Source organism: Streptomyces sp. ID05-39B (assembly GCF_033794725.1).
In the GTDB taxonomy this organism is placed as follows: domain Bacteria; phylum Actinomycetota; class Actinomycetes; order Streptomycetales; family Streptomycetaceae; genus Streptomyces; species Streptomyces bobili.
Window position 1 is genome coordinate 1 of the sequence record NZ_JARGEF010000248.1, and the last position, 12,008, is coordinate 12,008.

A 12,008-nucleotide genomic window follows, 5' to 3' on the forward strand; every position below is an offset into this window, starting at 1 on the left:
CATGGCCAGGTCGAGGCGGCGCTTCATGCCGCCGGAGTAGGTGGAGGCGGGCTTCTTCGCGGCCTCGGTCAGGTCGAAGCGCTCCAGCAGATCGGCGGCCACCTTCTGCCCCTCGCTCTTGGGGAGGTGGTGCAGGTCCGCCATGAGGAACATGTTCTCCTCACCGGTGATCAGGCCGTCGACGACGGAGAACTGACCCGTGACACCGATCGCCGCCCGCACACCGTCAGGTGACGTGGCGACGTCGTGATCGGCAACCTGGGCCTGCCCGCCGTCGGCGGTGATCAGCGTGGACAGGATCTTCACGGCGGTGGTCTTGCCGGCCCCGTTCGGGCCGAGCAGCGCGAAGACGGATCCGGCCGGGATGTACAGATCGATGCCGTCGAGGACGCTCTTGTCGCCGTAGGACTTACGCAGCCCGATGGTGGAGACGGCGGCCGGTGACGGGTGACCGCCACCCGTTCTAGTCGTGGGCATGACAGATGAAGGCATGGAGCCCTCCCGTTTCGAAGGGTGGTGAGGGAGTGAGGGGGGATCGCGGCGCAACGGTTCAGGCTCGGGCGCGGCGGACGTCGATGTTGCCCCAATCGGTCCGGGCGCGGACCTTGACAGTGTCCTCGGTCTGCTCCGGGGCCTCGGACGCGGCGAGGGTGTTGCGTACCTGACCGCGGTTGGAGCTGATGTCGAGCCAGGCGGCCGTGCCCTCGCGGATGCCGATCTCGATGGAGCCGTTGGACGTCTCCAACTGGATTTCGCCGCGGGTGACTTCGGCGACGCGAAGGACGCCGTTGGTAGTGGTGCCGGTGACCGACGCCTCGGCGCGCGCGATGTCGACGGAGTTGTTGGCGCCGTTCACCCGCAGCTCGCCGGTCACGGCACCGACGGTCTTCCGCTGGTCGACGGCACGTGGACGCACCGAATCGTCGCCTCGGAGTTCACCCGCCCGCCCGCGCGCACCCTGGCCCCCGGTGACGACCCCACCTTCCCGCTCTTGGGCTCACCCCAGCCGGCCACAAGTAACGACTGGAACCACAGCTGGAAGGCCCTGGGGGCCCCCGAGCGCGACGCCTACGAAGCCCTGCGACACATCTACGCGCTCTTCGGCCTCGACATCACCGCCAACCCGTTCCTCGACACGGACCGCGTAAGCACAGCCAAACTGCTGGAGAAGAAGTAGCAGACCCAGCGAGCACGCCCCGGATCCCGACTGGCGCGCTGCCCTCCCGGCTCCTCCCGCTCCTTGAAGGCCCGCTCTGGGATGTCTACGCGGAGCAACCGATGGTCCAGAGGTCACCGGGGCTGCGAACAAAGGCCCGGTGGGCGCACATGTGGCGCCGGAGCTGTGCCGCGGGAATCTCATGACCGCGCCGGGCGAGATCGTCCCGGAGTTCCCCTGAAGATCGGCGCGGTCCACGGCCAGGCCGTCGCCGTCAACGCCGACTAGCTGTCCCGGCTCGAGGCCGGCTACCGTGCCGCAGCTGCTGCCAGCGTTCGTCGGTGAGGTTCGCCCCGCACCGCGGGCACACCAGGCGCTCCGCCTCCCGCCGTGCGGCGCGGCGCTCCCTGTCCTCCGCGTCGGCGCGGGCCTCCTGGGCGCGGTAGAGGGCGTGGCCGTCGGGGTTGTCGAGTGCGGCCGTCAGCGTCTGCTCCCCCGGGGCGCACCCCGAGGTCGACTGGGCGCAGCTGCGTACGGTCGGCAAGGGCCGGCGCTCTCCCCTCGCCGGGCTCCAGACACAGTCGGCCTGAGCTCCGCGGTCGGACCCTGATGGACGACGCCTCTTCCACTCCGCGATCGCGGGGAAAGGGGGGCGCCGTCCCGGCAGCCCATCAGAAGCTGCGCTGTGCGGGAGGGGCTCCGACCTTGGCGGTGGGACGGCGTACAGGACCACCGCCCCTTGCTGGTCGACGCCTGGCCCCTCTCCCCCCTCCCGAGGGGCCTGGCGCTCTGGCTGTTGGCCCGTGGTGGTGCCCGGCTTCACGAGGGGCCGGGCACCACCACGGAGCCGATCGGCATCCCGCTCACAGCCTGGCGTCTGGGATGGCAAGCCAACCGTGCCTAGATTGCACGAAGCTCGGAGCTGATCCCCATGCCGTCGAGGTCGCTCACGAGCCTCCAGTAAACGTCGCTCTCGTAGAAGCTCGCTGCATCGCCGTTCCCCTCAGCGGGGTCGATCTTGCCCATCTCGGGGACGTCGTAGGCCACCGTGTAACCGGCCTCCGCGTCGTTCCACTGGACCCGGACCAAGCCCACCTCACCCAAGGAAGCGGTTGCTGCCCCTGGACGTGAGGGGCCGCATTTGATGCGACGGGTGGTGCTGCTGGGCAGCTCGCCGGGGCGGCCCTGCCATTCCGCGTACCTCTCAGTCGGTGGAGGCGCTCCAGATCTGGGCTTGGTTGACGACCGGGAGCGGTTCGGCGCGTTTGTCGGTCGTGTTGTGGGGGGCGTTGACGGAGGTGAGCGTTCCGGAGCGTTGGTCGAGCAGCAACAGGTTGGGGCCTGACCAGGCGGTCCCGAAGGTTTGATCGAGGTCGCTCGAGCCGGCCGCGGGAGGTGCGTCCAGTTCTTGTTCCTGGCAGGTGTTTTCGTTCAGGTCGAGGATCGCCAGGTGGTTGGTGCGCAGAGCGCTGACATACCAGTAGCCGCTGGGGTCGAGTGTGCCCACGCCCACGGTGTCGCCGCCCTTGCAGGAAGGAGCAGAGGCATTCTTGCGTTTTTCGATGTTGTAGATGTGGGTGCAGTTGCCTTTGTCGCATGTGTCGTCACGCCAGATCACGTGGTTGCCGGCGGCGGCGACCACGCTGGCGTTGGTGGCGGCGGTTTCGGTGGCAGTGTCCGCTCGGGTGTTGAGGAGCACGATGTCGGTCACCGCTCGTACGCCGGTGCCTCCTCCTGTGTCGCCGGTGGTCCGTAGGGCGAGCAGGCCCTGGGAGGTGTCGGCGACCGGCCGCAGACCGCAGGCCGCTTTCAGGGTGGTGCGGGAAGGGCGGCCGGAAGTCTCGTACAGGGTTGCGGTGTAGCGAGTCGAGACCGATTGGGGCAGGTCCAGTCCGTTGCAGGCGGTATCGGCCGGCTCTTCGGTGACGGCCCAGAGCTGCTTGCCGTCGGCGGCGGGGAACCAGGCGCCGGCCTGGCCGAGGAGTACCGCCTTGCCGGGCTTGCGCGGTTCGATGGCTACGACCCCGCCGTCGCGGATGCCTATGACCTGGCCGGAGGCGAGCTGGCGCGGGGTGGCCAGGCGGTAGGTGTCGGCGTTCTCTGCTCCGGCCGGCCGGGGGCCCACGACTCGGGGGGTTGCATTCAGGTCGTCCAGGACGGCTACCTCGCCCCCCAGATTGACCACGATGTCGTGCGGTGCGGACTGGCTGTCGTCGCCGTCCTTGCCTGGTCCGCATGCGGTGGCCATAGCCGTGAGAATGCCAAGGGCCAGCAGGGCACCACATCGCCGTCGGCGCGTCGTGATGTGAGTCGTCTTGTGGACCATCGGGCTTTCCCCCAGGTTCGTCAGAAGTTGTGCTGATGCCGGGAGCGGGTGGTCAGCCCCGCTCCCGGCGAGGTGGCCTACGGCTTGGGCGTGCACGCACTCCTGGCCGTGCACTCCGAGAAGAAGGGGTAGGCGGTGATCCCGCTCAGCGTTCCCATGTTGCCCAGGAACCGCGCACCGCAGCCGGGAGTGTCTTGCCACTTCTCCACGGTGAACTTGCGGCGCTCGACCTTCGGCGTGGTGTAGCCGTAGCTTCTGCCCGGAACGTTGATGGTGTTCGACACCGTCTTGCCGCTGGTGGTCGAGTTGGTGATATCGAAGCTCGTCTTGGCCTCCACCTGCCAGATCCCCCAGCTCACGCTCCCGCCTGCCTCGGCACCCCAACTCGTCTGCTTCGACCTCGTGGTCGTCAGGTCGTAGCGCAGGATCGATGCCGTGGAACTCGAGTTGTACTTGCCGGCGGTGCTACCGACCGCCTCGTACGAGGCACCTGAAGACACCACCTTGTACCAGACGTCCGGCGGACAGGACTGCGTACCGGTCTCGTCTGCCGCCGCGGACGGCGCCATCATCAGTCCCGCCCCCATCATGACCGCTCCGGCCGCCGCTAATCTACGCACGCCGAGATGCATGTCGAATCCCCCATGTGATGTTGTGAGTTACCTGAACTGGTCAATGATCAGGCACTCAGAGCCCACCATGCACAAGACAAACACAGCAAGGCCTTATCCACATTGTTGAGCATCTTCTGAGCTTTGAACATCGCCATCCGGAACTCAGATGCGGCTGATACACCGGCTTGTTTTCGCCACAAGCCGACAATCAACAGCGCACTGCACCCGCAGATGGACACCCGCCGAAAGGACGTGGTCACAGTGGAGTTGATCAGGATTACAGGCCGGCAATTTGAGGCCAGCAATTGATTGACCAATCAACGACGGAACGGAATAGATGTCACTTCATTGGCTTGATCTTGCGGCAGTCCAGTCATACGCATGCGTCATGCGCTGGCCGCCGTCGCCGCGGCCGTCCCGGTCGCCTCCGGCCGGCCCACGCCGCCGAGTTCTCGTCCCCACTCCCGCTCGAAGGCGTCCAGTAGGCGCCCCGGCAGCGACTCCGACCGCTGCTCCGGCGGGAACACCGAGGACGAGTGCCTGACGATCAGGAACTACTCGAGGACCGCGAAGGTCAACCTCAAGGGCTACGTCGTCAAAGACGCCACCGGCAACAAGTTCACCTGCCCTGCCAACCACACCCTCAGCCTTTTCGGACTATCGCGACGTCACGATGCTGTTTCATGCGCTGCATTGTGGCGTGCGGCGGGCGCAGCGGGCGCGGGTGGTCCTGGAGGCGGCGTGCGCACGCGTGGGCTGGTCATACCGGCGCCTTGAGCCGCCCCCAGCGGTGGTGGCGGCAAATCTGCGGTGGCTGGCCGGCTACCGCCACCCCCGGTACCAGGGCACGCCCAGGCTTCGAGCCGCGCTGGCCGAAGCGTTCGCCGAGCCCCGCCCGCTGGCCGACGGCGCAGCCGCGGTGGGCGATTCCTTGCAGGTACTGCCGGCCGCCTATCACGCGCTGTGGTGCGGACATCTGAGGACGCCTCTTGATGAACCGCTGCACGAGCGGACGCTGATCTGCGCTGACGCAGAACGTGGTGAGGGTGTCGAAAAGCGGCTGAGCGACGTCGGCGGCGATCAGGAGAACCGGTGAGCGCAGTGGGCGGCACACACGGCAAGAGCCGACGGCCGGCGGTGGAGGTCGGCGCGCACGTCATCTACCGGGGACAGACCTGGCAGGTCGCCGCCCTGCAAGGGACGCGGGTCTACCTGCTGCAGGAGGACGGCGCCGAAACGAGCCTGCTACTGGGGCGGTTGTTCGCCGATCCGGGCTTCGAAGTGGTGGGCGCGCGGGCACCGGACGCAGTACCGCAATGGGGGCTGTTCGGGCTCTGTCGCTGATCTTGTGATCTGGATACGAGCAGCACGCGTATCGCGCGCTACGGTTCCCTCATGCCGCTTGCTCCCGACGACGAGATCCACAGCCGTGAAGACCTGGTTGCGTTCATCCGCGACCTGCACCAGGACTACCTCCATCGAGGGCAGGACTGGGAGAACTCCACCCTCGATCGCTTTCTTGAGGCCCTGGCGTCATGGACCGATGACTCAGGTGGCTGGTACAGGAACTTCGGCAAGGAACTTCCGGCTAATGGTGACTGGACCTTCATCGCACGAGCCCTCAGCGCGGCCACCGTCTACGAGTAGCCGAGCAAGCGGTCATCACCGACCCCGCTGAGTAGCCCGGCCCCGCGTTCCGGACCCACTCAGCGATTTGCCGGTGGTGGCTGCCATCGTGTGCCTGGTGTACTTCGCGGAGCTTCGAGGCGCTTCTGCCTCATCTGTCCGGCGTTGTGGTGGAGTTGGTCGAGCGATCGACCCGCGAGATCACGATGCACGCCCGAGTCCGGGCGGCTGATGCTGCGTGCTCGCGCTGTCATCGCAGGTCCGGTCGTGTGCATGGCCGGTACCGGCCATGCACACGACCGGACCTGCGATGACAGCGCGAGCACGCAGCATCAGCCGCCCGGACTCGGGCGTGCATCGTGATCTCGCGGGTCGATCGCTCGACCAACTCCACCACAACGCCGGACAGATGAGGCAGAAGCGCCTCGAAGCTCCGCGAAGTACACCAGGCACACGATGGCAGCCACCACCGGCAAATCGCTGAGTGGGTCCGGAACGCGGGGCCGGGCTACTCAGCGGGGTCGGTGATGACCGCTTGCTCGGCTACTCGTAGACGGTGGCCGCGCTGAGGGCTCGTGCGATGAAGGTCCAGTCACCATTAGCCGGAAGTTCCTTGCCGAAGTTCCTGTACCAGCCACCTGAGTCATCGGTCCATGACGCCAGGGCCTCAAGAAAGCGATCGAGGGTGGAGTTCTCCCAGTCCTGCCCTCGATGGAGGTAGTCCTGGTGCAGGTCGCGGATGAACGCAACCAGGTCTTCACGGCTGTGGATCTCGTCGTCGGGAGCAAGCGGCATGAGGGAACCGTAGCGCGCGATACGCGTGCTGCTCGTATCCAGATCACAAGATCAGCGACAGAGCCCGAACAGCCCCCATTGCGGTACTGCGTCCGGTGCCCGCGCGCCCACCACTTCGAAGCCCGGATCGGCGAACAACCGCCCCAGTAGCAGGCTCGTTTCGGCGCCGTCCTCCTGCAGCAGGTAGACCCGCGTCCCTTGCAGGGCGGCGACCTGCCAGGTCTGTCCCCGGTAGATGACGTGCGCGCCGACCTCCACCGCCGGCCGTCGGCTCTTGCCGTGTGTGCCGCCCACTGCGCTCACCGGTTCTCCTGATCGCCGCCGACGTCGCTCAGCCGCTTTTCGACACCCTCACCACGTTCTGCGTCAGCGCAGATCAGCGTCCGCTCGTGCAGCGGTTCATCAAGAGGCGTCCTCAGATGTCCGCACCACAGCGCGTGATAGGCGGCCGGCAGTACCTGCAAGGAATCGCCCACCGCGGCTGCGCCGTCGGCCAGCGGGCGGGGCTCGGCGAACGCTTCGGCCAGCGCGGCTCGAAGCCTGGGCGTGCCCTGGTACCGGGGGTGGCGGTAGCCGGCCAGCCACCGCAGATTTGCCGCCACCACCGCTGGGGGCGGCTCAAGGCGCCGGTATGACCAGCCCACGCGTGCGCACGCCGCCTCCAGGACCACCCGCGCCCGCTGCGCCCGCCGCACGCCACAATGCAGCGCATGAAACAGCATCGTGACGTCGCGATAGTCCGAAAAGGCTGAGGGTGTGGTTGGCAGGGCAGGTGAACTTGTTGCCGGTGGCGTCTTTGACGACGTAGCCCTTGAGGTTGACCTTCGCGGTCCTCGAGTAGTTCCTGATCGTCAGGCACTCGTCCTCGGTGTTCCCGCCGGAGCAGCGGTCGGAGTCGCTGCCGGGGCGCCTACTGGACGCCTTCGAGCGGGAGTGGGGACGAGAACTCGGCGGCGTGGGCCGGCCGGAGGCGACCGGGACGGCCGCGGCGACGGCGGCCAGCGCATGACGCATGCGTATGACTGGACTGCCGCAAGATCAAGCCAATGAAGTGACATCTATTCCGTTCCGTCGTTGATTGGTCAATCAATTGCTGGCCTCAAATTGCCGGCCTGTAATCCTGATCAACTCCACTGTGACCACGTCCTTTCGGCGGGTGTCCATCTGCGGGTGCAGTGCGCTGTTGATTGTCGGCTTGTGGCGAAAACAAGCCGGTGTATCAGCCGCATCTGAGTTCCGGATGGCGATGTTCAAAGCTCAGAAGATGCTCAACAATGTGGATAAGGCCTTGCTGTGTTTGTCTTGTGCATGGTGGGCTCTGAGTGCCTGATCATTGACCAGTTCAGGTAACTCACAACATCACATGGGGGATTCGACATGCATCTCGGCGTGCGTAGATTAGCGGCGGCCGGAGCGGTCATGATGGGGGCGGGACTGATGATGGCGCCGTCCGCGGCGGCAGACGAGACCGGTACGCAGTCCTGTCCGCCGGACGTCTGGTACAAGGTGGTGTCTTCAGGTGCCTCGTACGAGGCGGTCGGTAGCACCGCCGGCAAGTACAACTCGAGTTCCACGGCATCGATCCTGCGCTACGACCTGACGACCACGAGGTCGAAGCAGACGAGTTGGGGTGCCGAGGCAGGCGGGAGCGTGAGCTGGGGGATCTGGCAGGTGGAGGCCAAGACGAGCTTCGATATCACCAACTCGACCACCAGCGGCAAGACGGTGTCGAACACCATCAACGTTCCGGGCAGAAGCTACGGCTACACCACGCCGAAGGTCGAGCGCCGCAAGTTCACCGTGGAGAAGTGGCAAGACACTCCCGGCTGCGGTGCGCGGTTCCTGGGCAACATGGGAACGCTGAGCGGGATCACCGCCTACCCCTTCTTCTCGGAGTGCACGGCCAGGAGTGCGTGCACGCCCAAGCCGTAGGCCACCTCGCCGGGAGCGGGGCTGACCACCCGCTCCCGGCATCAGCACAACTTCTGACGAACCTGGGGGAAAGCCCGATGGTCCACAAGACGACTCACATCACGACGCGCCGACGGCGATGTGGTGCCCTGCTGGCCCTTGGCATTCTCACGGCTATGGCCACCGCATGCGGACCAGGCAAGGACGGCGACGACAGCCAGTCCGCACCGCACGACATCGTGGTCAATCTGGGGGGCGAGGTAGCCGTCCTGGACGACCTGAATGCAACCCCCCGAGTCGTGGGCCCCCGGCCGGCCGGAGCAGAGAACGCCGACACCTACCGCCTGGCCACCCCGCGCCAGCTCGCCTCCGGCCAGGTCATAGGCATCCGCGACGGCGGGGTCGTAGCCATCGAACCGCGCAAGCCCGGCAAGGCGGTACTCCTCGGCCAGGCCGGCGCCTGGTTCCCCGCCGCCGACGGCAAGCAGCTCTGGGCCGTCACCGAAGAGCCGGCCGATACCGCCTGCAACGGACTGGACCTGCCCCAATCGGTCTCGACTCGCTACACCGCAACCCTGTACGAGACTTCCGGCCGCCCTTCCCGCACCACCCTGAAAGCGGCCTGCGGTCTGCGGCCGGTCGCCGACACCTCCCAGGGCCTGCTCGCCCTACGGACCACCGGCGACACAGGAGGAGGCACCGGCGTACGAGCGGTGACCGACATCGTGCTCCTCAACACCCGAGCGGACACTGCCACCGAAACCGCCGCCACCAACGCCAGCGTGGTCGCCGCCGCCGGCAACCACGTGATCTGGCGTGACGACACATGCGACAAAGGCAACTGCACCCACATCTACAACATCGAAAAACGCAAGAATGCCTCTGCTCCTTCCTGCAAGGGCGGCGACACCGTGGGCGTGGGCACACTCGACCCCAGCGGCTACTGGTATGTCAGCGCTCTGCGCACCAACCACCTGGCGATCCTCGACCTGAACGAAAACACCTGCCAGGAACAAGAACTGGACGCACCTCCCGCGGCCGGCTCGAGCGACCTCGATCAAACCTTCGGGACCGCCTGGTCAGGCCCCAACCTGTTGCTGCTCGACCAACGCTCCGGAACGCTCACCTCCGTCAACGCCCCCCACAACACGACCGACAAACGCGCCGAACCGCTCCCGGTCGTCAACCAAGCCCAGATCTGGAGCGCCTCCACCGACTGAGAGGTACGCGGAATGGCAGGGCCGCCCCGGCGAGCTGCCCAGCAGCACCACCCGTCGCATCAAATGCGGCCCCTCACGTCCAGGGGCAGCAACCGCTTCCTTGGGTGAGGTGGGCTTGGTCCGGGTCCAGTGGAACGACGCGGAGGCCGGTTACACGGTGGCCTACGACGTCCCCGAGATGGGCAAGATCGACCCCGCTGAGGGGAACGGCGATGCAGCGAGCTTCTACGAGAGCGACGTTTACTGGAGGCTCGTGAGCGACCTCGACGGCATGGGGATCAGCTCCGAGCTTCGTGCAATCTAGGCACGGTTGGCTTGCCATCCCAGACGCCAGGCTGTGAGCGGGATGCCGATCGGCTCCGTGGTGGTGCCCGGCCCCTCGTGAAGCCGGGCACCACCACGGGCCAACAGCCAGAGCGCCAGGCCCCTCGGGAGGGGGGAGAGGGGCCAGGCGTCGACCAGCAAGGGGCGGTGGTCCTGTACGCCGTCCCACCGCCAAGGTCGGAGCCCCTCCCGCACAGCGCAGCTTCTGATGGGCTGCCGGGACGGCGCCCCCCTTTCCCCGCGATCGCGGAGTGGAAGAGGCGTCGTCCATCAGGGTCCGACCGCGGAGCTCAGGCCGACTGTGTCTGGAGCCCGGCGAGGGGAGAGCGCCGGCCCTTGCCGACCGTACGCAGCTGCGCCCAGTCGACCTCGGGGTGCGCCCCGGGGGAGCAGACGCTGACGGCCGCACTCGACAACCCCGACGGCCACGCCCTCTACCGCGCCCAGGAGGCCCGCGCCGACGCGGAGGACAGGGAGCGCCGCGCCGCACGGCGGGAGGCGGAGCGCCTGGTGTGCCCGCGGTGCGGGGCGAACCTCACCGACGAACGCTGGCAGCAGCTGCGGCACGGTAGCCGGCCTCGAGCCGGGACAGCTAGTCGGCGTTGACGGCGACGGCCTGGCCGTGGACCGCGCCGATCTTCAGGGGAACTCCGGGACGATCTCGCCCGGCGCGGTCATGAGATTCCCGCGGCACAGCTCCGGCGCCACATGTGCGCCCACCGGGCCTTTGTTCGCAGCCCCGGTGACCTCTGGACCATCGGTTGCTCCGCGTAGACATCCCAGAGCGGGCCTTCAAGGAGCGGGAGGAGCCGGGAGGGCAGCGCGCCAGTCGGGATCCGGGGCGTGCTCGCTGGGTCTGCTACTTCTTCTCCAGCAGTTTGGCTGTGCTTACGCGGTCCGTGTCGAGGAACGGGTTGGCGGTGATGTCGAGGCCGAAGAGCGCGTAGATGTGTCGCAGGGCTTCGTAGGCGTCGCGCTCGGGGGCCCCCAGGGCCTTCCAGCTGTGGTTCCAGTCGTTACTTGTGGCCGGCTGGGGTGAGCCCAAGAGCGGGAAGGTGGGGTCGTCACCGGGGGCCAGGGTGCGCGCGGGCGGGCGGGTGAACTCCGAGGCGACGATTCGGTGCGTCCACGTGCCGTCGACCAGCGGAAGACCGTCGGTGCCGTGACCGGCGAGCTGCGGGTGAACGGCGCCAACAACTCCGTCGACATCGCGCGCGCCGAGGCGTCGGTCACCGGCACCACTACCAACGGCGTCCTTCGCGTCGCCGAAGTCACCCGCGGCGAAATCCAGTTGGAGACGTCCAACGGCTCCATCGAGATCGGCATCCGCGAGGGCACGGCCGCCTGGCTCGACATCAGCTCCAACCGCGGTCAGGTACGCAACACCCTCGCCGCGTCCGAGGCCCCGGAGCAGACCGAGGACACTGTCAAGGTCCGCGCCCGGACCGATTGGGGCAACATCGACGTCCGCCGCGCCCGAGCCTGAACCGTTGCGCCGCGATCCCCCCTCACTCCCTCACCACCCTTCGAAACGGGAGGGCTCCATGCCTTCATCTGTCATGCCCACGACTAGAACGGGTGGCGGTCACCCGTCACCGGCCGCCGTCTCCACCATCGGGCTGCGTAAGTCCTACGGCGACAAGAGCGTCCTCGACGGCATCGATCTGTACATCCCGGCCGGATCCGTCTTCGCGCTGCTCGGCCCGAACGGGGCCGGCAAGACCACCGCCGTGAAGATCCTGTCCACGCTGATCACCGCCGACGGCGGGCAGGCCCAGGTTGCCGATCACGACGTCGCCACGTCACCTGACGGTGTGCGGGCGGCGATCGGTGTCACGGGTCAGTTCTCCGTCGTCGACGGCCTGATCACCGGTGAGGAGAACATGTTCCTCATGGCGGACCTGCACCACCTCCCCAAGAGCGAGGGGCAGAAGGTGGCCGCCGATCTGCTGGAGCGCTTCGACCTGACCGAGGCCGCGAAGAAGCCCGCCTCCACCTACTCCGGCGGCATGAAGCGCCGCCTCGACCTGGCCATG

The 12,008-nt window shown here is 67.3% G+C and carries 18 protein-coding genes and 4 pseudogenes; 11 read left to right on the plus strand and 11 right to left on the minus strand.

Annotated elements, in window-relative coordinates; all coding sequences use genetic code 11:
- The coding region (locus P1P75_RS34360) for an ATP-binding cassette domain-containing protein (RefSeq protein WP_319262892.1) at positions 1–477 on the minus strand (477 nt) is incomplete at its 3' end.
- A 73-nt stretch (positions 478–550) separates the two neighbouring features.
- A pseudogene (locus tag P1P75_RS34355) lies at positions 551–886 on the minus strand (hypothetical protein); the annotation flags it as partial.
- 105 nt (positions 887–991) lie between these two features.
- Between P1P75_RS34355 and P1P75_RS34350 the strand changes: the two are divergent.
- Positions 992–1,177: a hypothetical protein gene (locus P1P75_RS34350; RefSeq protein WP_319262877.1), complete on the plus strand. Its 186-nt coding sequence runs from the start codon at positions 992–994 to the stop codon at positions 1,175–1,177.
- A gap of 253 nt (positions 1,178–1,430) precedes the next feature.
- On the opposite strand, the gene P1P75_RS34345 is transcribed toward P1P75_RS34350, so the two are convergent.
- The 4 genes from P1P75_RS34345 to P1P75_RS34330 form a co-directional block, all read right to left on the minus strand.
- Positions 1,431–1,700, minus strand: coding sequence for a hypothetical protein (locus P1P75_RS34345; RefSeq protein WP_319262879.1), 270 nt, complete (start codon positions 1,698–1,700; stop codon positions 1,431–1,433).
- Between the two features lie 356 nt (positions 1,701–2,056).
- Positions 2,057–2,251: a hypothetical protein gene (locus tag P1P75_RS34340; RefSeq protein ID WP_319262881.1), complete on the minus strand. Its 195-nt coding sequence runs from the start codon at positions 2,249–2,251 to the stop codon at positions 2,057–2,059.
- A 109-nt stretch (positions 2,252–2,360) separates the two neighbouring features.
- Positions 2,361–3,404 (minus strand): hypothetical protein, encoded by a 1,044-nt coding sequence (locus P1P75_RS34335; RefSeq protein WP_319262883.1) that lies wholly within the window; start codon positions 3,402–3,404, stop codon positions 2,361–2,363.
- 155 nt (positions 3,405–3,559) lie between these two features.
- A complete protein-coding gene (locus P1P75_RS34330) occupies positions 3,560–4,114 on the minus strand; it encodes a hypothetical protein (protein WP_319262885.1) in 555 nt (184 codons plus the stop codon).
- Positions 4,115–4,527: 413 nt separating this feature from the next.
- On the opposite strand from P1P75_RS34330, the pseudogene P1P75_RS34325 reads away from it, so the two are divergent.
- From P1P75_RS34325 to P1P75_RS34310, 4 genes and pseudogenes are all read left to right on the plus strand, one after another.
- A pseudogene (locus P1P75_RS34325) lies at positions 4,528–4,741 on the plus strand (lamin tail domain-containing protein); the annotation flags it as partial.
- A 28-nt stretch (positions 4,742–4,769) separates the two neighbouring features.
- Entirely contained in the window at positions 4,770–5,192 is a 423-nt protein-coding gene (locus P1P75_RS34320; protein WP_319262886.1) for a TnsA-like heteromeric transposase endonuclease subunit, read from the plus strand.
- On the plus strand, positions 5,189–5,440 hold the full coding sequence (locus P1P75_RS34315; RefSeq protein WP_319262888.1) for a hypothetical protein: 252 nt from the start codon (positions 5,189–5,191) through the stop codon (positions 5,438–5,440). The genes P1P75_RS34320 and P1P75_RS34315 overlap by 4 nt, the downstream gene beginning before the upstream one ends.
- 51 nt (positions 5,441–5,491) lie before the next feature.
- Positions 5,492–5,743 (plus strand): hypothetical protein, encoded by a 252-nt coding sequence (locus tag P1P75_RS34310; protein WP_319262890.1) that lies wholly within the window; start codon positions 5,492–5,494, stop codon positions 5,741–5,743.
- 522 nt (positions 5,744–6,265) lie between these two features.
- Here the strand turns inward: P1P75_RS34310 and P1P75_RS34305 are convergent.
- The 4 genes and pseudogenes from P1P75_RS34305 to P1P75_RS34290 all read right to left on the minus strand — a co-directional run.
- Positions 6,266–6,517, minus strand: a complete 252-nt coding sequence (locus P1P75_RS34305; protein ID WP_319262890.1) for a hypothetical protein — start codon at positions 6,515–6,517, stop codon at positions 6,266–6,268.
- A 51-nt stretch (positions 6,518–6,568) separates the two neighbouring features.
- The gene (locus tag P1P75_RS34300; RefSeq protein WP_319262888.1) at positions 6,569–6,820 is read right to left on the minus strand and encodes a hypothetical protein; all 252 of its coding nucleotides are present in this window, start codon (positions 6,818–6,820) and stop codon (positions 6,569–6,571) included.
- Positions 6,817–7,239 (minus strand): TnsA-like heteromeric transposase endonuclease subunit, encoded by a 423-nt coding sequence (locus P1P75_RS34295; protein ID WP_319262886.1) that lies wholly within the window; start codon positions 7,237–7,239, stop codon positions 6,817–6,819. The genes P1P75_RS34300 and P1P75_RS34295 overlap by 4 nt, the downstream gene beginning before the upstream one ends.
- A 28-nt stretch (positions 7,240–7,267) precedes the next feature.
- A pseudogene (locus P1P75_RS34290) lies at positions 7,268–7,481 on the minus strand (lamin tail domain-containing protein); the annotation flags it as partial.
- Positions 7,482–7,894: 413 nt separating this feature from the next.
- Between P1P75_RS34290 and P1P75_RS34285 the strand changes: the two are divergent.
- The 4 genes from P1P75_RS34285 to P1P75_RS34270 all read left to right on the plus strand — a co-directional run bounded on the left by P1P75_RS34285 (position 7,895) and on the right by P1P75_RS34270 (position 10,578).
- Positions 7,895–8,449: a hypothetical protein gene (locus P1P75_RS34285; RefSeq protein WP_319262885.1), complete on the plus strand. Its 555-nt coding sequence runs from the start codon at positions 7,895–7,897 to the stop codon at positions 8,447–8,449.
- Between the two features lie 155 nt (positions 8,450–8,604).
- Positions 8,605–9,648, plus strand: coding sequence for a hypothetical protein (locus P1P75_RS34280; RefSeq protein ID WP_319262883.1), 1,044 nt, complete (start codon positions 8,605–8,607; stop codon positions 9,646–9,648).
- A gap of 109 nt (positions 9,649–9,757) precedes the next feature.
- Positions 9,758–9,952, plus strand: a complete 195-nt coding sequence (locus tag P1P75_RS34275; RefSeq protein WP_319262881.1) for a hypothetical protein — start codon at positions 9,758–9,760, stop codon at positions 9,950–9,952.
- Positions 9,953–10,308: 356 nt separating this feature from the next.
- A complete protein-coding gene (locus P1P75_RS34270) occupies positions 10,309–10,578 on the plus strand; it encodes a hypothetical protein (RefSeq protein ID WP_319262879.1) in 270 nt (89 codons plus the stop codon).
- A gap of 253 nt (positions 10,579–10,831) precedes the next feature.
- On the opposite strand, the gene P1P75_RS34265 is transcribed toward P1P75_RS34270, so the two are convergent.
- Positions 10,832–11,017, minus strand: a complete 186-nt coding sequence (locus tag P1P75_RS34265) for a hypothetical protein (RefSeq protein ID WP_319262877.1) — start codon at positions 11,015–11,017, stop codon at positions 10,832–10,834.
- Between the two features lie 105 nt (positions 11,018–11,122).
- On the opposite strand from P1P75_RS34265, the pseudogene P1P75_RS34260 reads away from it, so the two are divergent.
- Together P1P75_RS34260 and P1P75_RS34255 are read left to right on the plus strand one after the other, a co-directional pair.
- Positions 11,123–11,458, plus strand: a pseudogene (locus tag P1P75_RS34260) (hypothetical protein); the annotation flags it as partial.
- Positions 11,459–11,531: 73 nt separating this feature from the next.
- The coding region (locus P1P75_RS34255; RefSeq protein ID WP_319262892.1) for an ATP-binding cassette domain-containing protein at positions 11,532–12,008 on the plus strand (477 nt) is incomplete at its 3' end.

Coding starts and splice junctions, on each gene's coding strand:
- P1P75_RS34285 (WP_319262885.1), top strand. CDS start 7,895: ATGCATCTCGGCGTGCGTAGATTAGCGGCGGCCGGAGCGGTCATGATG.
- P1P75_RS34320 (WP_319262886.1), top strand. CDS start 4,770: ATGCTGTTTCATGCGCTGCATTGTGGCGTGCGGCGGGCGCAGCGGGCG.
- P1P75_RS34280 (WP_319262883.1), top strand. CDS start 8,605: ATGGCCACCGCATGCGGACCAGGCAAGGACGGCGACGACAGCCAGTCC.
- P1P75_RS34310 (WP_319262890.1), top strand. CDS start 5,492: ATGCCGCTTGCTCCCGACGACGAGATCCACAGCCGTGAAGACCTGGTT.
- P1P75_RS34335 (WP_319262883.1), bottom strand. CDS start 3,404: ATGGCCACCGCATGCGGACCAGGCAAGGACGGCGACGACAGCCAGTCC.
- P1P75_RS34330 (WP_319262885.1), bottom strand. CDS start 4,114: ATGCATCTCGGCGTGCGTAGATTAGCGGCGGCCGGAGCGGTCATGATG.
- P1P75_RS34305 (WP_319262890.1), bottom strand. CDS start 6,517: ATGCCGCTTGCTCCCGACGACGAGATCCACAGCCGTGAAGACCTGGTT.
- P1P75_RS34295 (WP_319262886.1), bottom strand. CDS start 7,239: ATGCTGTTTCATGCGCTGCATTGTGGCGTGCGGCGGGCGCAGCGGGCG.